The organism is Allobosea sp. FG18 (assembly GCF_057809495.1).
The window spans coordinates 119,752-140,904 of sequence record NZ_JBMDKB010000014.1 but is presented as its reverse complement, the minus strand read 5'-3'; the positions used below and the strand labels follow the sequence as shown (position 1 = coordinate 140,904).

Sequence of the window (21,153 nt, the reverse complement as noted above, 5' to 3'; positions counted from 1 at the left end):
ACACTCCGGGTCAGATTCTCGCGCCGGGCGGCGCGCTTGTGCAATGCCACAACCGTCGCATGGGACGCCAGCCCCTGCAAACCGGCGTGACGCCGCACCTTTTCGTGAGCGAGGGGCTGAAAGCGCTCGGCTCTTGCGCAGGGTGGGGTGCTTGGGCTCCATGGAGCCATGCACGAACTCATGCGCACCAATGATCTCATCCTGCTCGGAGCCGTCGAGGCCCTGCTGGCTTCGGCCAATCTCGATTGCCTGATCGCCGATCAGCATATCAGCTCGCTCGAGGGCATGATCGGCGCCTTCCCGCGCCGCTTGCTGGTGCGCGAGGCCGATCGCAGGCGCGCGCGTGCATTGCTGATCGAGGCCGGCTACGGCGCAGAACTGCGCGATGAGTGAGATGGAACCGGGTTCGGCGCTGGGCGAGATCGTCGAGGACAGGCTGCTCGATGGTCGATTGAAGCTGCTTCAGCCGCGCAAGGGGCACCGCGCTGGCAGCGATGCGATTCTGTTGGCGGCGGCCCTGCCGGAATTGGGGCAGCGGGCCTTGCTCGATATTGGGGCCGGCGTCGGCACGATCGGCCTTGCTGCGGCCCTGCTGCAACCGGGCCTCCGCGTCACATTGCTGGAGCGCGATCCGGAGCTTGCAGCCCTGGCTGCACGCAATGCCGGACAAAACGAGCTGGCAGGGCGCGTGACGGTGGTGGCCGGAGATGTCACGGCGCGCGCCGCCATTCTTGGTGAGCTGGGCCTTGCATCGGCCTCCTTCGACGCCGTCGCGATGAACCCGCCCTTCTATCCGCCGGGCGGCAGCAGGGCCTCGCCTGTCCCCAATCGCAAGGCGGCCCATGTCGCCGAAGGGGCGCTCGCGCCCTGGCTGCGCACGGCCCGGCGCCTGCTTCGGCCGGGCGGGCATCTCGCGCTGATACACCGGGTCGAGGCGCTGCCGGAGGTGCTGGCCGGTCTCGAAACCGGTTTCGGCGCGATCGCGGTCCGCCCGATCCATGCCTTTGCCGACAAGCCCGCGATCCGCATCATCGTCACCGCCATCCTGAACAGCAGAAAGCCGGCAACGCTGCTGCCGGCTTTCGTGATCAATGGCGCCGATGGCAGGCTGACCCCGTTCAGCGATGCGGTGCATCGCGGCCGCGAGCGCCTCGCGCCCGATTACCAGTAATAGGGGCGCGGGCCGTAGAAGCGCGGCGGGCCGTAATAGGGTCGCGGGCCGTAGTAGCGCGGCGGACCATAATAGCGCCGCGGCCCGTAATAGCGGGGTCCGTAATAACGCGGCGGCCCGTAATAGCGGCGCTGGCCGTAATAATACTGCGCCTGCTGGACCATGCCTTCGCTCGCGACCGCAGAAACGGCTGCGATCGGCGCAGCCCCGATCGGGGTGGCGGAGGCGGGAGTGGCGGCGACGCCGGCCACGCCGAGCGCGCCGGCGGTCGCCATGGTGACGATCATTGTCCGAAACATGAAAACCTCCATGAGATGGCGTCGGCAGTCCCTGCCGTCGGATGAAAACGCCGCCCTTGAATTGAACACTAGGACCCCGAACCTGAACGGCACAGGAGCGCGTCGTTCAGTTTGCCTACAGCCAATGGCCGCATTGCGGCCATGCTTGGCGCCGCTCAGCGGCAGATGCGCACCGGGCGGACCACCCAGCGCCAGCCGTCCCAGACGCGACGCTCGGACCAGAAACAGCGCGGGCGATGATAGGAAGGCCGCACCCGGTAAGGACGGCGCGGTCCGTAGTACTGGGCCAACCGGACGAGGTCCTGCCCCGCCTGGGCGGATTGTCCTGCCGCAGCTGCGACCGGCGCAGCAGCGGGCGATGTCGCCATCAGGGCGCCGCCGCCGAGGACGACGGCCGTTGCTGCTGCGAGGATGGCTGCCCGGAACATCGTCGTCTCCATGGATCGCTCCAGCGGTCCAGCCGCTGGAGGCCCGTCGTCCTTCATCGCCTCAGGCCCTTGGGAGGTGAACGGCGCGATCCCGCGCCGTTCTGTCCGCCTTCAGCGATATGCACTGCCGTCAGCGGCAGACGCGCACGGTCCGCCGGATCCAGCGATAGCCGTTCCAGACGCGGCGGGACTCGGTCCAGCAGCGCGGGCGGTAGTGCGGGCGGCCCGGGCGGTAATGCGGGCGGCCGTAGTGCCAGGCCTGCTGGACGAGGCCGGTCTCGGCGCCGGCGGCAAAGGTCGTGCCGGCGGAAATCGGGGCCGCGGAGGCCGGGGCGCTGCTCATGGCGGCACCGAGCAAGGTTGCGGCGCCGAAGGCGGCGGCAATGATGCGGGTTGTCAACATGGGCTTACTCCTTGGTTTTGCAGCCGCCGGCCCGGCATCAAATGCTCGCCCCGAACATCGCGAACCGTGCGGTTGCCTGTGTCGATATCAGACCGGTTATGAACGAAACCTGTCCGCGTCCGGTTCCGGCTCGCGCTTGACCATGGCAGGCCCGAACCCTAATCACCGCAGCATTCCCTCGTTATCGGAAGGTTGCAGGCACTTGTCCGCCCCCGCGCCACTCTCGCATTCCGCCATCCCGGCTTCCTCCCCGGCGATGGACCCGACCCGCTCCTTCCAGGGGTTGCTGCTGACGCTGCAGCGCTTCTGGGCCGAGCGAGGTTGCGTGGTGCTGCAGCCCTACGACATGGAGGTCGGCGCCGGCACTTCTCACCCCGGCACGATGCTGCGTTCGCTCGGGCCGAAGCCCTGGCGGGCCGCCTATGTCCAGCCCTCGCGCCGGCCCAAGGACGGCCGCTATGGCGAGAACCCCAACCGGCTGCAGCATTATTACCAGTTCCAGGTCATCCTGAAGCCGAACCCGCCGAACCTGCAGGAGCTCTATCTCCAGTCGCTCGAAGCGATCGGTATCGACATGCTCCTGCACGACATCCGCTTCGTCGAGGACGACTGGGAGAACCCGACCCTGGGCGCCTGGGGCCTCGGCTGGGAATGCTGGTGCGACGGCATGGAAGTCAGCCAGTTCACCTATTTCCAGCAGGTGGCCGGCATCGAATGCGCGCCCGTATCCGGCGAGCTGACCTACGGGCTCGAGCGCCTCGCCTGCTATCTGCAGAACGTCGAGAGCATCATGGAGCTCAATTTCAACGGGCTCGAGGGCGACGAGAAGGTCACCTATCGCGATGTCTTCCTGCAGGCCGAGCAGGAATATTCCCGCTACAATTTCGAGCACGCCGATACCGATGCCCTGTTCAGGCGCTTCGCCGAGGCGGAGGCCGAATGCCGCGCCCTCCTGCAAAAGGGCGAGGCCGGCGACCGGCACCTCATGGTCCAGCCGGCTTACGACCAGTGCCTCAAGGCCGGCCATACCTTCAACCTGCTCGATGCGCGCGGCGTGATCTCGGTCACCGAGCGGCAGAGCTACATCCTGCGCGTGCGCGAGCTCGCCAAGGCCTGCGGCGCGGCCTGGTTGAAGACCGACGGCGGGGGAGCGAACTGATGCCCGATCTTCTGCTTGAACTCTTTTCCGAGGAAATCCCCGCGCGCATGCAGCGCAAGGCGGCTGACGACCTGAAGAAGCTCGTCACCGATGCGCTGGTCGAGCGCGGCCTCGTCTATGAGGGCGCCAAGGCCTTCGCGACGCCGCGCCGGCTCGCGCTGCACATCGCCGGTCTCCCCGTTCGCGGCCGCGACGTGCGCGAGGAGCGCAAGGGTCCGCGCGTCGGCGCCCCCGACGCTGCCGTGCAGGGCTTTCTCAAGGCTGCGGGCCTGACCTCGCTCGATCAGGCGACCATCGTCAGCGATCCGAAGAAGGGCGACAGCTACGTCGCCATCATCGAAAAGCCCGGTCAGGAAACCGTCGCGGCCATCGCCGAGATCGTGCCGGCCGTGATCCGCGCCTTCCCCTGGCCGAAATCGATGCGCTGGGGCAAGGCCTCGGCGGCTGGCGCCAGCCTGCGCTGGGTCCGCCCGCTGCATTCGATCCTCTGTACCTTCGGCGCCGCGGAGGTTGAGGACCCGGAGGTGGTGCCCTTCGAGGTCGACGGCATCATCTCGGGTAACGTCACCTACGGCCACCGCTTCCATGCGCCCGGCCCGATCACGGTGAAACGCCTGGAGGACTACGTCGCCTCGCTCGAAAAAGCGAAGGTCGTGCTCGATGCCGACCGGCGCAAGGAGATCATCCTCACCGACGCCCGCAACCTCGCCTTCGCGCAGGGGCTCGATCTCGTCGAGGACGAGGGGCTTCTGGAGGAGGTCGCCGGCCTCGTCGAATGGCCGGTCGTGCTGATGGGTTCCTTCGAGGAGCGCTTCCTCGACATCCCCGGCGAAGCGATCCGCGCCACCATCCGCGCCAACCAGAAATGCTTCGTGCTGCGCGACCCCGTGACCGGGAATATCGCCAACCGCTTCCTGCTGACCGCGAACCTCGCCGCCAGCGATGGCGGCGTGGCGATCACCGCCGGCAATGGCCGCGTCGTGCGGGCGCGCCTCTCGGACGCCGCCTATTTCTGGCAGACCGATCGCGGCGCGCTGCCTGACCTCGATACCCTCAAGGACAGCGCCGAAAAGCTCGGGCTCGATCTCGCCAAGCCGCTCGATCAGCGCATGGCCAAGCTCGACAAGCTCGGCGTCGTCTTCCACGCCAAGCTCGGCACGCAAGGCGAGCGCGTTCAGCGCATCGCCGCGCTGGCGCGGGAACTGGCGACGATCGTCGGTGCCGATCCGGCCAAGGCCGAGCGCGCCGCCAAGCTCGCCAAGGCCGACCTGCCGACCGAGATGGTCGGCGAGTTCCCGGAACTGCAGGGCTTGATGGGCCGGAAATATGCCGAACTGCAGGGCGAGGACGCTTCGGTCGCTGCGGCGATCGAGGAGCATTACAAGCCGCTCGGGCCCTCCGACCGCGTGCCGAGCGATCCGGTTTCGGTGGCGGTGGCGCTGGCCGACAAGCTCGACACGCTCGTTGGCTTCTGGGCCATCGACGAGAAGCCGACCGGCAGCAAGGACCCCTATGCGCTGCGCCGCGCGGCGTTGGGTGTGATCCGGTTGGTGGTTGAGAATGGGGTCAAGCTGCCTCTCGGCACCGCGCTTGTGCGATCAATCGTAGGTGTAGAGCTTAGGCTATTAGCGCTGGCGACTGCCAAAGCCGGTTACCCTGTACGATTCATCGATCTGCAAGAACGCTTTGAGATTGATCACCAGCATTTCGTCTCCTTGGCGGAAGGTGACGATACGCGGGCGTTTATCGTGCGTTGGATGTTGGCGCATGGCTTGCCAAAGCGTCTGCAAAGTGCGGCTACCGATCTCCTCTCCTTCTTCCACGACCGCCTGAAGGTCATGCTCCGCGACCAGGGCGCGCGACATGATCTCGCCGACGCCGTGCTGGGCGAGGGGGCTTCGGCCAATGACGACTTGCTCCTCATCACCCGTCGCGTCGCCGCGCTTGGCCGCTTCCTCGATACCGAGGACGGCAGGAACCTGCTCGCGGGCTACAGGCGCGCCGCCAATATCCTCAAGGCCGAGGAGAAGAAGGACGGGGAGGGCGCCTTCGCCGCCGCTCCCGACCTGCACCTCATCGCCGATGCCGGCTTGATCGAGGAGAAGGCGCTTGCCGTCGCGCTGGCGCAGGCGACGCCGACGGCCGAGGCTGCCGTCGCCGCCGAGGATTACGAGGGCGCCATGGCCGCGCTCGCCGAAATCCGCCCGGCGGTCGATGCCTTCTTCGACAAGGTCACGGTCAACGATCCCGATCCGGCCTTGCGCGCCAACCGGCTGAAGCTGCTCAACCAGCTCCGCCAGGCGACGCGCGCCGTCGCGGATTTCGACCGCATCGCCGGATAAGGCGCGGACAGCGCGGGGAACCCCTCTCCCGGATGGGAGAGGGGCAGGGCCGCCAATCACCCTTGCTCTACGCTCTCTACCGATGCTGTTGCCATCGAGCGGAACTGGTTCTCTGGCCTTTCCTCACCCCTACCCCTCTCCCATTCGGGAGAGGGGTTTTCTGTTGTGGTTCCTGCGTACGCCCTTGCCCGCCCCTTCGCCCCCAAACCCGCCCCCGGAACCAATTCCCGCCCTGCGACGTTCTTTCGCCGGGGCTGACAGGCCGCGAATGCGTCGCGGCTGGGCTCCGGGGGGCCGGCTACCGGCCGAGACAAAGGGCTGAAAGCATGGGCATTCTGATTTCGCTGCTGATCACCGTTCTCGTCATCGGCCTCGTGCTCTACCTCGTGCGGATGCTGCCGCTCGACGGGCAGATCAAGAACGTCGTCCAGATCATCGTGATCGTGATCGGCATCATCTCGCTGCTGCGCTATCTCGCTGTTTTCTAAGGCGATTGACGGCGCCATCGCGCTGGTTCAGACTTCATGAGGTCCAGAGGGCCCCGGACGATCCCGTCCCGGGGCCTTCTTCCGTTTCAGGACGTGACCGCGATGAACGCGCCGAACCGCAACGGCCATATCAGGCTGACCTCCCATCCCGAGCCGGGCAGCGCCGCCGCGCGCTTTCCGATCCGATGGGGCGCTCCAACCGCCACCGAGCGCGGCCCGATCATCGCCTCCACGACCAATCCCGCCGATCGCAACGTCATCGGCGCCCATGGTGGCTCCTATTCGGTCTATCGGGCGCTGGCGATCTCGGCCCGCGCGATGAACCCGCAGCAGCGCCCGGACCTGACCAATACCTACCCGACGGCGGAGATCCTGCCCCAGCCGCAATGGGCAGACCCGAAGAAGATCGTCTCGCTCGATCCGTTCGGCCACACGGTCGCGCAGGATTTCGGTCGGCTGATCGGCGAGGGCATCGATATCCGCCCCTCGATCGCGATCACCAAGGCCAGGCTCAACCTGCCCGAGATCCTCGCCGCGATGGGTGCGCATCGCCTCGCCGCGGACGGTCATATCCTGCACGCTTCCGGCGATATCAGCGTCACCAAGATCGCGGTCGATCCGGTCTGGTATCTGCCGGGCATCGCCGAGCGCTTCGGCGCGACCGAGAGCGACCTGCGCCGCACGCTCTTCGAGCAGACCGGCGGCATGTATCCCGAACTGGTGACGCGGCCGGACCTCAAGGTCTTCCTGCCGCCGATCGGCTCGATCACCGCCTATGTCATGGGCGAGGCTTCGCGGCTTGCCGATCCGAAGGCGCGCATCGCCTGCCGCGTCCATGACGAATGCAACGGCTCGGACGTCTTCGGCTCCGATATCTGCACCTGCCGGCCCTATCTCACGCATGGCATCGAGGAATGCGTGAAGGAGGCCCAGAGTGGCGGCGTCGGCCTCATCGTCTACAACCGCAAGGAGGGCCGGGCGCTCGGCGAGGTCACCAAGTTCCTCGTCTACAACGCCCGCAAGCGCCAGGAGGGCGGCGATTCCGCCGCGACCTATTTCGAGCGCACCGAATGCGTCGCCGGCGTGCAGGATGCCCGCTTCCAGCAGCTCATGCCGGATGTGCTGCACTGGCTCGGCGTCACCCATATCGACCGGCTGATGTCGATGTCGAACATGAAATACGATGCCATGGTCGAGAGCGGCATCACCATCGGCGAGCGCGTCGCGATCCCGCCCGAATTGGTCCCGCCCGATGCTTCCGTCGAGATCGAGGCCAAGAAGGCCGCAGGCTATTACTCGCCCGACGGTGCGCCCGGCGACAACGCCCTGAAATCGACGGTCGGCCGCGACCTCGACAAGTTCTGATTCCGTCACGCTTACCGAGTTGATGATGCCCGACCGCGATCCCGAGGCGTTCCGCGCCCTGTTGAAACCCGCTGCCGTACGCGAGCGCGCGCAGGAGATGCTGGAGCTCGGGCTCGCCGGCCAACTCCTCCATTTCAGCGTTCATCCCGAACGGCTCGAAGCCTGCGCCGATTATGTGCTGGAGACGATCCGCGCGAACTATCCGACCCTCGACATCCCCTTCCATGCGCGCTGGCGCCATTTCAGCGTCGATGGCGCGGATCGCTGGCAGAAGCTCGACCAGGCCGCAGGCTTCGCCAATCCCGCCGCGCGCGGCCGCGCCGCCTATGATCTCGCGGTGGTCAGCGTTCTGCTCGATGCGGGTGCCGGTCCCGACTGGCGCTATCGCGACGCCGCGACCGGCCGCGAGATCGGCCGTTCGGAAGGGCTGGCGCTCGCCTCGCTCGACATGTTCGCCGCCGGCCTGTTCTCCAGCGATCCGGCGACCCCGTTGCAGGCCGATGCAGCCGGCCTGAAGCGACTCGATGCGGCGGCGCTGGCGCACGGCTTCCAGGCCGGGCCGGGCAATCCACTGCTCGCGCTCGAAGGCCGCGCCGCTCTGCTCAACCGTCTCGGCGAGGAGCTGGAGCGGCAGGGCCTGTCGCGCCCGGGCGCGCTGTTCGATCGCTTCGCCGCCTCAGCTGATACCGGGTCGCTGCGGGCGCCGCATATGCTGGGCGAGGTGCTCGGCACCTTCGGCGGCATCTGGCCCTCGCGCCTAACGCTGGCCGGCGTGGCGCTCGGCGACACCTGGCGCCATCCGCTGATCGCGCCGGGCAAGCCGACCGAGGGGCTCGTGCCCTTCCACAAGCTCTCGCAATGGCTGACTTATTCGCTGATCGAGCCGTTGGAATGGGCTGGTATCACCGTGGTCGATATCGACGAGATGACCGGCCTGCCGGAATACCGCAATGGCGGGCTCTTCCTCGACAGCGGCGTCATCGCGCTCAAGGACGAGGCGGATCGGGCGAGTGCGCATGAGGTCTCATCGCCGCTGGTCGTGGAATGGCGGGCGCTGACGGTCGCCCTGCTCGACGAGGTCGGGGCGCTGATCCGCCAGCGGCTGGGCCGTTCGCGCGAGGAATTGCCGCTTGCCAAGGTGCTCGAAGGCGGGACCTGGGCGGCCGGGCGCCGGATCGCGCGCGAAAAGCGTGTGGATGGCGGCCCGCCCTTGACCATCGTCAGCGATGGCACGGTATTTTGATCCACGAGTTACGTGCAAAAGCGCCGTCATTCCGGGCGGAGCGAAGCGGAGACCCGGATCCATCGTAGCGCATGCCGCCCTTCGATGGATCCCGGATCGGCGCCGCTCCGCGGCTTGTCCGGGATGACGCAAGAGACCTGATAACGAGAGGGAAACGGCGTATGACTTCGAGCCAGGACGGCGTCACCGTCGTCGACCATCCGCTGGTCCAGCACAAGCTCACGCTGATGCGCGAGAAGGATCGCTCGACCAAGAGCTTCCGCCAGCTCCTCAACGAGATCGGCATGCTGCTCTGCTACGAGGTGACGCGCGACCTGCCGACCGAGCTGATCGAGATCGAGACGCCGCTGCAAAAGTCGATGCAGCCGGTCATCTCCGGCAAGAAGATGGTCTTCGCCCCGATCCTGCGCGCCGGCGTCGGCTTTCTCGACGGCATGCTCGAGCTCGTCCCGGCCGCCCGCGTCGCCCATATCGGGCTCTATCGCGATCCCGACACGCTCCAGGCCGTGGAGTATTACTTCAAGGCGCCCTCCGATATCGCAGACCGCATGATCGTGGTGATGGACCCGATGCTGGCGACGGCCAATTCCGCCGTCGCGGCGGTCGAGCGCCTGAAGGAGCGTGGCGCCAAGGACTTGCGCTTCGTCTGCCTTCTGGCCTCGCCCGAGGGCATCGCCCGCCTGCGCGGCGCCCATCCCGATGTCCGCATCTGGACGGCGGCGATCGACGAACGCTTGAACGATCACGGCTATATCGTTCCCGGTCTCGGCGATGCCGGCGACCGGATGTTCGGCACGCGCTGAACTCTCCCCGACGCAAAGCGGCCCGCCCCGTTTCCGGAGCGGGCCTGGCCTGAGAGACAGGCGTGTCTGGGGTTGAAAGCGCCGGTCTTTCGGATCGTGGCGGCGTTACTCGATGATCTGCACGATACGACGCGTCTGCGGCTCGACGATAACCGTGCGGTCATTCACGACCGTGTAGCGATAGTTCGAGGCGTTCGGCGCGTAATCGGCCGGCAGCTGGTGGTAGACCACGCCCTGCTGCGGCAGGACCGTTCCGACCGCGACCGGCTCGGCATAGGTGTAGGACGGCACGCGCTGCTCGACGACATAGGTGCGGAAGCGCGGCTCGGCCGCATCGCCGACGATCGCGCCGACCACGGCACCGCCGACACCGCCGACCACCGCGCCTACAGGGCCGCCGACAACCGCGCCGCCGACCGCACCAGCCGCGGCACCGCTGGTCGCACCGCCGACCGCGCCACCCGAGGGCTGGCTCTGGGCGAAGGCGACCGCCGGGGTGATGGCCAGGGCGGCAACAAGAGCAAGCTTCTTGAACATGGTATGTCTCCTTTCGAAGCGAACCTTCGGCGAGGACAACCGCAACGTGTCGGAACAGTTCCCGGAAATCGGGTCACGAGATATTAATGGTCGGAAACAGATCGAAGAAATTCTTTCCGAAACAGAGGTTTGGCAGGTCATGACAATGGCCTGACCTGGCCCTTGCCTTGCGAGATCAATGTCGGAAACGAAAACGGCGGACCCGAAGGCCCGCCGCATTATCGTCTGAACGCGCTGGAAGCTTACTGCTTCGGCGCGGCCGAGAGCGCCGGTGTCAGCTTGTCGGCGTCGCGCTTGATCAGGGCTGCGAAGCCGGCGGGTGTCCTCTCCTCGGCCGTCGGCAGCACGGTGCCGAGATCGAGCAGGCGCTTCTTGGTGCCCTCGTCGTTGAGCGCCTTGTTCAGCGCGTCGACCAGCTTGTCCACGGCCTCCTTCGGCATGCCCTTCGGGCCGGCGATGCCGTTCCAGGCCTCGATCTGGTAGTCGGGCAGGCCGGCTTCCTTGGTGGTGGGCACATCCGGCAGCGCCGGCGAGCGCTGGGCCGAGGCGATGGCATAGGCCTTGATCGTGTTGGCGCGAACCTGCTCGGCGACCGAGACGATCTGGTCGCACATGAAGTCGACCTGGCCGGAGACGAGGTCGTTCAGGGCAGGACCCGTGCCGCGATAGGCGACGGCGTTGATCTTCGGCGTGCCGAGGATGCCCTTGAGCAGGGTACAGGTCGTCCATGAGACCGAGCCGAGGCCGGCATGGGCTTCGTTGAACTTGTCCGGGTTGGCCTTCACGGCGGCGACGAAGGCCTTGAGATCGGGCGCCTCGAGGTTCTTGCGGGCGACGATCAGGATCGGCGTGCCGCCGGCGAGGCCGATCGTCTGCATGCCGTTGATCGGGTCGTATTTCAGGCCGGGATAGGTGGCGGGCGCCGCCGAGAAGGTGCCGAGATGCCCCATCGCGATGGTGTAGCCGTCGGGCGCGGCGGTCACGGCGCGGGTGATGCCGGTGGTGCCGCCGGCGCCGGCGACGTTTTCGATCACGATCTGCTGGCCGAGCGTCTTCGACATGTTGTCGGCGACGATGCGGGCGATGATGTCGGTCGGACCGCCGGCCGCGAAGGGCACGATCATGGTGATCGGCTTCGTCGGGTAGCCCTGCGCCTGTGCGCCACCGGCGAAAGCCAGCGTGGCGGCCGCGGCAAGGCCGAGAACGAGCTTCTTCATGCGTATTCCTCCCTAGGATTAGCTTGAGATGAAACTGGGGGGCTGCCGCCGGGGCGGCAACCCCGTCATTCGGTGAAGACCTCGTCGCGCTTCTTCGAGATCGAGGGCAGAAGCGCGATGACGAGCACAAGCACGGCCACAGCCAGCAGCCCGGCCGAGATCGGCCGCTCGACGAAGGTCCAGAACGAGCCGCGCGAGATGATCAGCGCCTGCCGGAGCTTCTCCTCCATCAGCTTGCCGAGCACGAAGCCGAGCAGCAGCGGCGCCGGTTCGAAGCCGAGCTTGATCAGGAGATAGCCGAACAGGCCGAACAGCGCCGTGAAGGCGACGTCGAGCGGCTGGTTGTTCACCGAGTAGATGCCGATGCAGCAGAAGATCAGGATCGCCGGGAACATCAGCCGGTAGGGCACCTGCAGCAGCCGCACCCAGAGGCCGACCAGCGGCAGGTTGATGATCAGCAGCATCAGGTTACCGACCCACATCGAGGCGATCATGCCCCAGAACAGCTCGGGGTTGCGGGTCATGACCTGCGGGCCGGGGATGATGCCGTGGATCGTCATCGCGCCGACCATCAGCGCCATCACCGCATTCGGCGGAATGCCGAGCGTGAGCAGCGGGATGAAGGCGGTCTGCGCGCCGGCATTATTGGCCGATTCCGGCCCCGCCACGCCCTCGATCGCGCCCTTGCCGAAGCGCGAGGGGTCCTTGGCGATCTTCTTTTCCATGGTGTAGCTGGCGAAGGGGCCGAGCACCGCGCCGTTGCCCGGCAGGATGCCCAGGATGCCGCCGATCGCGGTGCCGCGCAGCACCGGCGCGGTCGCCTGCTTGATATCGTTCCAGTCCGGCAGGAGTCGGCCGATCTTGCCCTTGACGACGTCGCGCGCCTCGGGGCTCTCGAGATTGCGCAGCACCTCGGCGAAGCCGAACACGCCCATCGCCAGCACCGAGAAGTCGATGCCGTCGGAGAGCGAGGCGATGCCGAAGGTCAGGCGCTCCTGCCCGGTTTCGAGGTCGGTGCCGACGGTCGAGAACAGCAGGCCGAGCATGATCATGCAGAAGGCCTTGAGGATCGAGCCGCGCGCCAGCACGACCGCGAAGCACAGGCCCATCACCATCAGCGAGAAATATTCGGCCGGTCCGAACAGCAGCGCCATCTTGGTCAGCGGCGCGCCGAGCGCGGCGATGATCAGGGTCGCGACGCAGCCTGCGAAGAAGGAGCCCATCGCCGCGGTGCCGAGCGCGATGCCGGCGCGGCCCTGCTTGGCCATCTGGTGGCCGTCCAGTGTGGTGACGACCGAGGTCGCCTCGCCAGGAATGTTGACCAGGATCGCGGTGGTCGAGCCGCCGTACTGCGCGCCGTAATAGATGCCGGCGAGCATGATCAGCGCGCCGGTCGGATCGAGCCCGAAGGTGATCGGCAGCAGGATCGAGATCGTCGCGATCGGCCCGACGCCGGGCAGCACGCCGATCAGCGTGCCGACGAGGCAGCCGGCGAAGCAGAGCGCGATGTTCTTCATCGTCAGAGCGACGCCGAAGCCCAGCGCGAGATTGGAGAACATATCCATCGGTCAGATCCCCAGCAGCCAGGGCGCGAGCGGGATCGGCAGCGACAGCGCGTATTTGAACAGCAGGATGCAGCCGGCGGACATCGCGATCGCGAAGATCAGCAATTCCTTGATCTTGCGGTCGTCCGCGGCGAGCCCGGCGAAGAAGATCAGCAGCGGACCGGAGACCAGCAGGCCGAGCGCGGGAACCCGGATCGGGCCGAACTCGAAGCCGCGGATGGTCAGCGCGAACAGGCAGGCGCCGCCGAGCGCGAAGAAGATGCCCTTCCACGACCAGCCTGATAGCTTCTCGCCGTTGTAGCGCAGCGAAGCGAGCGCCAGCATCACGCCGAGCGCGCCGCAGATCACCGCGAAGGCCTTGGGCAGCATGCCGGGTCCGAGCTGGCGCAGCGTGCCGGCCGGCAGCTCCCAGGAGAAGACGAAGGCGCCGAGCGCAATCAGGATCATGAACAGGCCGCCGGCCAGGTCCTGCGACGATCTTATGCGCAGACCCTGCGCCCGCTCCATCTGGTTCAAACTCATCAGGAACCTCCGATTGGCGGCCCGGTGCGGGCGGTTCGTTGCTGCGGTTTCGGTGGGACGAAGGGCAGGACGTGGCGGTCGTCGAGCAGCGTCACGCTTTCCCTGAGGATCGCGAGGAAATCGTCGCGGGAGGGCAGCTTCTGCTGCGGCCGCCAGGAGACGCCGACCAGGGCGCCCGCCGGCGGCGGGTCGAGCATCGCGCCGCGCAGGCGTCGCATCGTCACGCCGGGGAAGGACAAGCGCGAGACCCAGTCCGGTGCGAGCGCCATGCCGAGCCCGGCGGCGACCGCCGACATCATCGCCGGCTTTTCGGTGGCCTCGATCGTCACGTTCGGCACCGCGCCGACGCTCTCGAAATAGGCCATGACCAGATCGTAGGCATAAGGCCGCAGGCGCTTGGAGGGCACGACGAAGGGCTCGCCGACGAGGTCCAGCATGGTCAGGTGCTCGCGGGCGGCGAGTGGATGGTTCTCGTTCAGCACCACGACCGGCCGCTCGACCCGTAGAATCTCGAAGGCACAATCGGTCGGCTTTCGCGGCGGGCGGGTGAGCGCCATGTCGAGCTTGCCGGTTTCCAGCATCTGGATCAGGGCGGTGGTGATCGCCTCGACGAACTTGATCTCGACGCCGGGAAAGCGGGCGCGGAAGGTCACCAGCGCTTCCGGCACGAAGCTCGACGAAGCCGCGTCGATCGCACCGACGCGCAACACCTTGCCGGAGGCAAGCGAGGCCTCGCGCACGGCGCGCGAGGCATGCTCCATCTTGACGAGGATGCCCTTGGCTTCTTCCAGCATGATCAGCCCGGCGCGCGTCATCGCGACCTGCCGGGTGGTGCGGGTCAAAAGGGCGACGCCGAGTTCGTCTTCGAGGGCGCTGATCTGGCGCGATAGCGCAGGAGGCGCAACGCCGAGCCGTTCGGCCGCGCGGCCGAAGTGCAGCTCTTCTGCCACCGCGATGAAGCATCGCAGTTGCCGCACATCCATAAGCCGTCCCCTGTCCCGTGTATCGCTTGCCGCGATATCTCTATCGGTGGCCGTGGCCAATAACGGTTCCGGCCAAGGTGTCGACCTTACAGAAATTCATAATCTTTAGGCAACAAAGCCTTTCGGCTGAGCACGGGACAAGGCGCTCAGCCGTTGAAGCTCCGGAGAATGCGTGTGGGGTCAGGAGGTCGGAGCCGGACTCGCCCGCGCAATACGCATGATGCGGCCGTCGATGAGGGCTAGTCCGACGAAGATCGCAGCCATGCCTGCGAAATGGCGCGGCAGCAGATCCTCCCCCAGCAGCCCCGAGCCAAGCAGGATGGCACTGACCGGGATCAGGAAGGTGACCAGCATGACATTGCTCGGCCCGGCGGTGCGCATGATCCGGAAGAACAGGAGATAGGCCAGCGCCGTCGAGATCAGCGCCAGTCCGACGAGAGCGAGAAATGCCGTCTGGGACGGTACCGGCAGCGTCCAGGGCGGATGCATCACGAAGACGATCGGGATCATCATCAGCGTCGAGGCCGAGAGCTGGCCGGTGGCAGCGACCAGCGGCGACACCCCGCGGAAGCGCCGGCCGAGCAGGCCGGAGAAGGCGTAGGAGACCGCGGCGAGGACGCAGGCGATCTGCGCCGCCAGATTGGAGCCGAGCCCGCTGATCGCGTCCGGCCCCATCAGGATGGCGACGCCGATCAGGCCGGCCAGCACGCCGCCGAGTTTCAGCCCGGTCGCTTTCTCGTTGCCGAAGCAGTGCATCACCAGCACCGCGAAGATCGGCGTGGTCGCGTTCAGGATCGAGGCGAGGCCGCTCGCGATCTGCTGCTGGCCCCAGAGAAACAGGCTGAACGGGATCAGGTTGTTGAGGATGCCCATCCCGAAGAAGGCGAGCCAGAGTTCACGCCCCACCGCCATCGACTGCCCGGCGATTCGTACGGCGAGCAGCAGCGCCAGCGCGGCGAGGCCGACGCGCACCTGCACCACGGCGAAGGGCGGCCATTCCGCCACGGTGAGCTTGTTGAAGAAGAACGAGCCTCCCCACAACACCGACAGGATGATCAGCAGGAGCCATTCGAGCAGGCCCATGCGCAGCGCGGGAGCGGGTGTCGGCTGTGTCATGGCGGAAGCTCTGCTCTTGGGCCGGGTCATTCCGCGTCAGTAGGTGGCCGGGCGAGACCCGGCCACCCGTATTCTGTGCAGGCTCTTCCGCTCAGGCGGCCTCGGCGTCGCGCGCCTGCCACATCGCCTGGAAGGCGGGCCGTGCCTGGCAGGCGTCGAGCCAGGCCTTCACCCGCGGATGGGCGTCGAAGAGCTGGGTCGCGGGCTTGGCGTAGCGGAAGATCTCCGCGAGGTTGATGTCGGCGACGGTGAAGCGGTTGCCCATCACATAGCCGCCGTTCTCGGCCAGCGTCTTTTCGAGCACGCCGAAGGGGCCGGGCAGGGCGGCGAGGGCGGCCTCGACCAGCTCCGGCTTGCGCTTCTCCGGCGGATAGGCCGCGAGGTGGAACTGCAGGTTGAGCGCATGGGTCTCGCATTCGGTCGCGGCCCAGAGCGACCACATCACCGCAAGCCCTTCCTCCTGCGCGTCCTTGGGAGCGAGCGGGCCGCCATGCTTGCGCGCGAGATAGAGGTTGATCGCCAGCGATTCGTGCAGCTTGAAGCCGTTGTCGTCGATGCTGGGGATATGGCCGTTCGGGTTGATCTTCAGGAAGTCGGCGCTGCGGGTATGCAGCGGCACGCCGGGCGCGTTCGGGTCCGGCAGGCGATAGGCCTGGATCACCGGCACATGCGTGAAGGCCAGGCCGAGCTCGTTGGCGAGCCAGATGTTGCGCGAGGCGCGCGAGCGGTAACAGCCATAGATGGTCAGGGACATCGGCGGGATCCAGCGACAAAGTGTGGAACGGCGACGCGACCGGCACACGCCGGTTCGTCAGCGCGACAATAGGCTGAGCGCCTGGCATCGGCCAATGCCAATCATCGCGGCGCGCGGAGCAAAAAACCGTTTGACGCGCGCGCCTTGCGGGTGCATTGGCCTCCTGCTTCCGGCCTCTGCGGCCGGCTGCTCACAGGAAATCCCGACCCGATGCCCAGCGACAGTCCCAGCCGACAGTCGAAGCCGTCCGCCGCCGCCTCGCGCGCCTGACCGGGTTTCCCGGCTCGCCTGCGATCCGGCCACGACGGCCCGATCGCAAGGAACAGAGCCATGAATGATACCGCCGCCACCACGGACCTCCTTGCCGTGACGCTGGCCCAGACGCTGGCACAGGAACACGTCGCCGACATCGTCGAAACGCTGAACGACCAGGACGACGCGACCATCGCGCATGTCCTGGCCGAACTGCCGTTCGAACGCGCCGTCGAGGTGCTGGATCAGCCCGAACTCACCGCAGCAGCCGACGCCGTGGCGCTGCTGCCGGACCAACGCGCCGGTGCGCTGCTCTCCGCCATGTCGGCGGACCGCGCGGCCGACGTCTTCCAGGAGTTCGACGAGGAGGTTCGACAACGACTGAGCGGCCGCATCGACCGCCAGACCCGGTCCGACCTCAAGAAGCTGCTGGCCTATCCCGAGCACAGCGCGGGCTCGATCATGACGACCGAGTTCGTCAGCGTGCCCTCGAACTGGACGGTGCAGCAGACGCTCGACCATATCCGCCGCGTCGAGCGCTCGCGCGAGACGGTCTACGCGATCTACGTGCTCGATTCGGTGACCCGCAAGCTGGTGCGTGCCGTCTCGCTGCGCCGCCTGATCAGCGGTGACCCGGAGGCGCCGGTCGAGTCGGTCGTGCCCGCGCACAAGCCGATCTGCGTCACCGCCGAGGTCGATCGCGAGGAGGTCGCCCGCCTCATCACCAAGTACGACCTGCTGTCCGTTCCCGTCGTCGATGCGGATGAGCAGATCATCGGCATCGTCACCTTCGACGACGTCATCGACGCGATGATCGCCGAGACCACCGAGGACGTGCAGAAGCTCGGCGGCATGGAGGCGCTGGACCAGCCCTATAACGAGATCGGCTTCGTCGCGATGATCCGCAAGCGCGCCGGCTGGCTCTCGATCCTGCTGGTCGGCGAGATGCTGACGGCCTCCGTCATGCAGTTCTTCGAGGGCGAGCTGGAGAAGGCGCTGGTACTGACGCTCTTCATTCCGCTGATCATGAGCTCGGGCGGCAATTCCGGTTCGCAGGCGACGTCACTGATCATCCGGGCGCTGGCGCTGCGCGAGGTCACGCTGAAGGACTGGTGGCGGATCGCGCTGCGCGAATTGCCGACCGGCCTCACGCTCGGCAGCATTCTCGGCCTGATCGGCGTCGTTCGGATCGTCGCGTGGCAATGGCTCGGCCTCTACGATTACGGGCCGCACTGGATCCTGATCGCGGCGACGGTTGGCGGCGCGCTCGTCGGCATCGTCACCTTCGGCTCGCTTGCGGGCTCGATGCTGCCTTTCGCGTTGAAGCGGCTCGGCTTCGATCCCGCCAGCGCCTCGGCGCCCTTCGTCGCGACGCTGGTCGATGTCACCGGCCTGGTGATCTATTTCGGCGTCGCCGCCGCGATCCTGACCGGGACGCTGCTCTGACAAAAAGAAAAAGCCCGGAGCGGTAGCTCCGGGCTTTTTCGGATCAGCATCGCTGTTCGATCAGCTCGCCAGCACGCGCTGCGGCGGGAAGGTGATCTCGACCAGCGTGCCCTCTTTCTTGACTGATGTGATCGCCATGGCGGCGCGGTTGGCTTCGACCAGCGCCTTGGTCAGCGGCAGGCCGAGCCCGGTGCCGCCGGCACGCCGCGTCGTCGGCACCTGGCGGAAGGGTTCGAGCGCGAGCCGGAGCTCGTCATCGTCCATGCCGATGCCGGTGTCGCGGACCCTGAGGATCGCCTCGCCCTGGTCGCCGAGCGCGGTCGAGATGATGACCTGGCCGCCGGCATCGGTGAACTTCACCGCGTTCGAGAGCAGGTTGATCGCGATCTGGCGGATCGAGCGCTCGTCGGCGACGACGGGCGGCAGCTTCGGCGAGAGCCCCGAGCGCAGCACGACGCGGCCGCGCTGCGCTTCCGGCTGGAGCAATGACACCGTCGACAGCGCGATCTCGTTGAGGTTGACGCTGACGAAGTCGAGATCGAGCTTGCCGGCCTCGATCTTGGCGAGGTCGAGCAGGTCGTTGACGAGGCTGATGACGTAGCCGCCCGACTGGTGGATGTCGCGCAGGTATTCCTTGTAGCGCTCGTTGGCGATCGGCCCGAAGCGCTCCTCGGCCATCACCTCGGCAAAGCCGATGATCGCGTTGAGCGGCGTGCGGATTTCGTGGCTGATCTTGGCGAGCACGTCGGATTTCTGGGCGCTCGCCGTCTCCGCCGCCTTGCGAGCCTCGACCAGCTCGCCCTCGGTCTTCTTCCAGGCGGTCAGGTCGCGCAGCACGGCGCAGAAGCGTGGCTCGTTGCCATGGGCGATCTGGCCCATCGTCATGAACAGCGCGATCTTGCCGCCCTGCCGCACGCGGCCCTGTACCTCGCGGCCGTCGTTGAGCACCGAGGCGACGCCGCCGCCCTTCAACCCTTCGAGATAGTCGAGCGCCGGCGCATGGCTCTCGCCTGCGAAGAGCAGGGTGAACAATTCGCCGGTGACCTCGCGCTGGTCATAGCCGAACAGCGCCTCGGCCGCCTTGTTCAGCGACAGGATGCGGCCGCGATCGTCGACGGTGACGACGCCGTCCGTCGCCGTATCGAGCATGGCGGTGAGTTCGCCGATACGAGCATCGCGTGCATCGGCATCGAGGCGGAGCGCTTCGACCCGGGCCGCCGATTCGGCTTCCTCAGCCGCGAACTCGGCCGCCAGCTCGGCTTCCTCGGCCTCTTCCGGCGTCAGCACCGGCACTTCGCTGCCGTCGCCATTGGGATGGCGGAAGGCCATCAGCGTCGCCGGCTCGTCCTGCCAGCTCACGCTCGACAGCACGGCATCGACATGGACCAGATGGCCGAGGCGGTCGATCAGCGTCATCGTGCCGCCGTCGGTGCGCGTGGCCTCCTTGATCAGGCGGCTGACCTTGCCGCCGGCCTTGAGGTCGGCGAGATCGGCATAATCAAGCAGTTCGAGCAGCGTGCGGTTGGCATAGAGCGCCTCGTCGCCGCGATTGACGAGGACGGCGATCGGCAGCCGGTCGAGCACGTCGGCATGGGAGTTGCGCTGCCGGGCGGGGGCAAGGCCTGTGTCCGCCTCCGCGGCCATCTTCGCGGCCGATGCCTCGTCCTTCTCCTTGACCTGCAATGGCGCGACCGGCGGCAGGCGCGGCGCGCTCGGCTCGTCGTCACCGGCAAGTCGCGCACCCAGCGCCTTGGCGATCTCGCGGAAGGCGTTGCGCTCGGCCGAGCTCAGATGCGGCTTCGACGGTTCGAGAACCGGCCTGATCGCGGTCAGGTGGCCGTTGCGTAGCGGCACGATCTTGCCGGGCGGCGAATCGGACTCGGGCACTTCGGGAACGGGCTCAGCAGAAGCCTCTTCCGGTGGCGGCTCGGGAACGTGCGAGGCGGTTTCTTCCGCGCCCTCGTCATTATCCTCGGGCAGCTCGTCCGTCTCAAGCGTGCTGACGACCGGCGCTTTCGCGTCGATCGGGCCGGGTGAGGCAAAGGCCGTCGAATCTTCGGCGATGGGCGACGCAGCCGGAGGCGTGTCGCTCATGGCGGCGAGATTGGCGGCAGGCAGCAGCGCATCGTCCTGCGCGGTCTCGGCGACAGGCGGAACCTGCTCCGCCTGTCTGTTGGCATCGCCACCCGGCGCCGCAGTTTCCGGGAAGGGGCGGCGCTCGTTGAGCCGGGCGATGCCGAAACCACGGAAGCCGGCAAGCTGGCGCGCGGCATCGAGCACCGGCACGCCCGAGATCTCGACCGGTGCGGCCTCGCCGGGCGAATCGGTGCGCCAGAGCACGCTATGGCTGCTCCAGGTCGTGGCCTTGGCGAATCGCTCGATCAGGCCGCCATCGCTGTCGGCAAGGGTGGTGCCGGGCAGGTCCTGCCAGCGCTGGCCGATCAGCCCGGCCGCCGCCGCTTGCCCGGTCAGGACAGCGATATTGTCGGAGAGCTTGGTCAGCCTGCCCTCGCGGTCGCTCTGCCAGAGGAAGCGGACCATGGCCGGCTTGGCGGGGGAGGGCGCCTTTTCACGGGGCGGCGCCGCAACGGCAGCCGGAGCGGCGATAGGGGCACGTTCGGAAGGAGCTGTCTGAGGAACCGAGACGCCGAGGCGGCGCAGTTCGGAAGCCTGCACGGCGAGCGCCAGCGCAGAGCGTCCATCGGCGAGCGAAACCAGCTTGCTGCCGCAGGTGACCGGCACCGCGGCGAAGCTCGCGGTCAGGCGCAGGCGCTCGAGGCGGATGCCGTTGGCCGAGGCCAGGCCGCCGGCCAGCAGGTTCAGGCGCTGCCGCGTCGGCGCCGGCAGATTCGTCTGTCCGCCGAGCAGCGCTTGCGCGGCGGCGTTGACCAGATACGGCTGCTCGGTGGCCGGGTCCCAGAGCAGCAGGGCTCCGCCGGCGGCAAAGGCTGCAAGGGCGGCGTCTTCAGCCGCCGCCACGCTCCACTTCGCCCAGTCCTCTCCGGCCTCGTTCATGCCTGCCCGCTCGTTCGATCGCGCCTGTTATGCCTAACAAAGCCT

20 protein-coding genes are annotated in these 21,153 nt (G+C 67.3%); 9 read left to right on the top strand and 11 right to left on the bottom strand.

Going from position 1 to position 21,153, the window contains the following annotated elements:
* Positions 1 to 168: 168 nt before the first annotated feature.
* Entirely contained in the window at positions 169 to 393 is a 225-nt protein-coding gene (locus ACODTJ_RS16695) for a putative signal transducing protein (protein ID WP_454657868.1), read from the top strand.
* On the top strand, positions 386 to 1,171 hold the full coding sequence (locus ACODTJ_RS16690) for a tRNA1(Val) (adenine(37)-N6)-methyltransferase (RefSeq protein WP_454657867.1): 786 nt from the start codon (positions 386 to 388) through the stop codon (positions 1,169 to 1,171). The genes ACODTJ_RS16695 and ACODTJ_RS16690 overlap by 8 nt, the downstream gene beginning before the upstream one ends.
* On the opposite strand, the gene ACODTJ_RS16685 is transcribed toward ACODTJ_RS16690, so the two are convergent.
* The 3 genes from ACODTJ_RS16685 to ACODTJ_RS16675 all read right to left on the bottom strand — a co-directional run bounded on the left by ACODTJ_RS16685 (position 1,162) and on the right by ACODTJ_RS16675 (position 2,301).
* Complete coding sequence (locus tag ACODTJ_RS16685; protein WP_488849471.1) at positions 1,162 to 1,470, bottom strand: hypothetical protein; 309 nt, start codon at positions 1,468 to 1,470, stop codon at positions 1,162 to 1,164. The two genes, ACODTJ_RS16690 and ACODTJ_RS16685, sit on opposite strands and share 10 nt — an antisense overlap.
* Positions 1,471 to 1,625: 155 nt before the next feature.
* A complete protein-coding gene (locus ACODTJ_RS16680) occupies positions 1,626 to 1,910 on the bottom strand; it encodes a hypothetical protein (RefSeq protein ID WP_454657865.1) in 285 nt (94 codons plus the stop codon).
* 118 nt (positions 1,911 to 2,028) lie between these two features.
* The gene (locus tag ACODTJ_RS16675) at positions 2,029 to 2,301 is read right to left on the bottom strand and encodes a hypothetical protein (protein WP_454657864.1); all 273 of its coding nucleotides are present in this window, start codon (positions 2,299 to 2,301) and stop codon (positions 2,029 to 2,031) included.
* Between the two features lie 256 nt (positions 2,302 to 2,557).
* On the opposite strand from ACODTJ_RS16675, the gene ACODTJ_RS16670 reads away from it, so the two are divergent.
* The 6 genes from ACODTJ_RS16670 (at position 2,558) to upp (ending at position 9,701) form a co-directional block, all read left to right on the top strand.
* Positions 2,558 to 3,460, top strand: coding sequence for a glycine--tRNA ligase subunit alpha (locus ACODTJ_RS16670; protein WP_454659027.1), 903 nt, complete (start codon positions 2,558 to 2,560; stop codon positions 3,458 to 3,460).
* Entirely contained in the window at positions 3,460 to 5,802 is a 2,343-nt protein-coding gene (gene glyS / locus ACODTJ_RS16665) for a glycine--tRNA ligase subunit beta (RefSeq protein WP_454657863.1), read from the top strand. Before ACODTJ_RS16670 ends, glyS begins: the two co-directional genes overlap by 1 nt.
* A gap of 326 nt (positions 5,803 to 6,128) precedes the next feature.
* Positions 6,129 to 6,290 carry a Thivi_2564 family membrane protein gene (locus tag ACODTJ_RS16660; RefSeq protein ID WP_176168593.1) on the top strand — a complete coding sequence of 54 codons (162 nt, stop codon included), beginning with the start codon at positions 6,129 to 6,131 and terminating at the stop codon, positions 6,288 to 6,290.
* A 102-nt stretch (positions 6,291 to 6,392) separates the two neighbouring features.
* Positions 6,393 to 7,655 carry a GTP cyclohydrolase II gene (locus tag ACODTJ_RS16655; RefSeq protein ID WP_454657862.1) on the top strand — a complete coding sequence of 421 codons (1,263 nt, stop codon included), beginning with the start codon at positions 6,393 to 6,395 and terminating at the stop codon, positions 7,653 to 7,655.
* Between the two features lie 25 nt (positions 7,656 to 7,680).
* The gene (locus ACODTJ_RS16650) at positions 7,681 to 8,898 is read left to right on the top strand and encodes a URC4/urg3 family protein (RefSeq protein ID WP_454657861.1); all 1,218 of its coding nucleotides are present in this window, start codon (positions 7,681 to 7,683) and stop codon (positions 8,896 to 8,898) included.
* Positions 8,899 to 9,059: 161 nt separating this feature from the next.
* Complete coding sequence (gene upp / locus ACODTJ_RS16645) at positions 9,060 to 9,701, top strand: uracil phosphoribosyltransferase (protein WP_257732500.1); 642 nt, start codon at positions 9,060 to 9,062, stop codon at positions 9,699 to 9,701.
* Positions 9,702 to 9,806: 105 nt separating this feature from the next.
* On the opposite strand, the gene ACODTJ_RS16640 is transcribed toward upp, so the two are convergent.
* The 7 genes from ACODTJ_RS16640 to ACODTJ_RS16610 all read right to left on the bottom strand — a co-directional run bounded on the left by ACODTJ_RS16640 (position 9,807) and on the right by ACODTJ_RS16610 (position 16,395).
* Positions 9,807 to 10,238 carry a DUF1236 domain-containing protein gene (locus ACODTJ_RS16640; RefSeq protein WP_454657860.1) on the bottom strand — a complete coding sequence of 144 codons (432 nt, stop codon included), beginning with the start codon at positions 10,236 to 10,238 and terminating at the stop codon, positions 9,807 to 9,809.
* Positions 10,239 to 10,480: 242 nt separating this feature from the next.
* Positions 10,481 to 11,455 (bottom strand): tripartite tricarboxylate transporter substrate-binding protein, encoded by a 975-nt coding sequence (locus ACODTJ_RS16635; protein ID WP_454657859.1) that lies wholly within the window; start codon positions 11,453 to 11,455, stop codon positions 10,481 to 10,483.
* Between the two features lie 65 nt (positions 11,456 to 11,520).
* A complete protein-coding gene (locus ACODTJ_RS16630) occupies positions 11,521 to 13,020 on the bottom strand; it encodes a tripartite tricarboxylate transporter permease (protein WP_454657858.1) in 1,500 nt (499 codons plus the stop codon).
* A gap of 3 nt (positions 13,021 to 13,023) precedes the next feature.
* The gene (locus tag ACODTJ_RS16625) at positions 13,024 to 13,542 is read right to left on the bottom strand and encodes a tripartite tricarboxylate transporter TctB family protein (protein ID WP_454657857.1); all 519 of its coding nucleotides are present in this window, start codon (positions 13,540 to 13,542) and stop codon (positions 13,024 to 13,026) included.
* The gene (locus ACODTJ_RS16620) at positions 13,542 to 14,525 is read right to left on the bottom strand and encodes a LysR family transcriptional regulator (RefSeq protein ID WP_454657856.1); all 984 of its coding nucleotides are present in this window, start codon (positions 14,523 to 14,525) and stop codon (positions 13,542 to 13,544) included. The genes ACODTJ_RS16625 and ACODTJ_RS16620 overlap by 1 nt, the downstream gene beginning before the upstream one ends.
* 180 nt (positions 14,526 to 14,705) lie before the next feature.
* Positions 14,706 to 15,641 (bottom strand): DMT family transporter, encoded by a 936-nt coding sequence (locus ACODTJ_RS16615; protein WP_454657855.1) that lies wholly within the window; start codon positions 15,639 to 15,641, stop codon positions 14,706 to 14,708.
* A gap of 91 nt (positions 15,642 to 15,732) precedes the next feature.
* Positions 15,733 to 16,395 (bottom strand): glutathione S-transferase family protein, encoded by a 663-nt coding sequence (locus ACODTJ_RS16610; RefSeq protein ID WP_454657854.1) that lies wholly within the window; start codon positions 16,393 to 16,395, stop codon positions 15,733 to 15,735.
* Positions 16,396 to 16,725: 330 nt separating this feature from the next.
* On the opposite strand from ACODTJ_RS16610, the gene mgtE reads away from it, so the two are divergent.
* A complete protein-coding gene (gene mgtE, locus ACODTJ_RS16605) occupies positions 16,726 to 18,093 on the top strand; it encodes a magnesium transporter (protein ID WP_454657853.1) in 1,368 nt (455 codons plus the stop codon).
* Between the two features lie 60 nt (positions 18,094 to 18,153).
* On the opposite strand, the gene ACODTJ_RS16600 is transcribed toward mgtE, so the two are convergent.
* Positions 18,154 to 21,108 carry a sensor histidine kinase gene (locus ACODTJ_RS16600; RefSeq protein WP_454657852.1) on the bottom strand — a complete coding sequence of 985 codons (2,955 nt, stop codon included), beginning with the start codon at positions 21,106 to 21,108 and terminating at the stop codon, positions 18,154 to 18,156.
* Positions 21,109 to 21,153 lie beyond the last annotated feature (45 nt).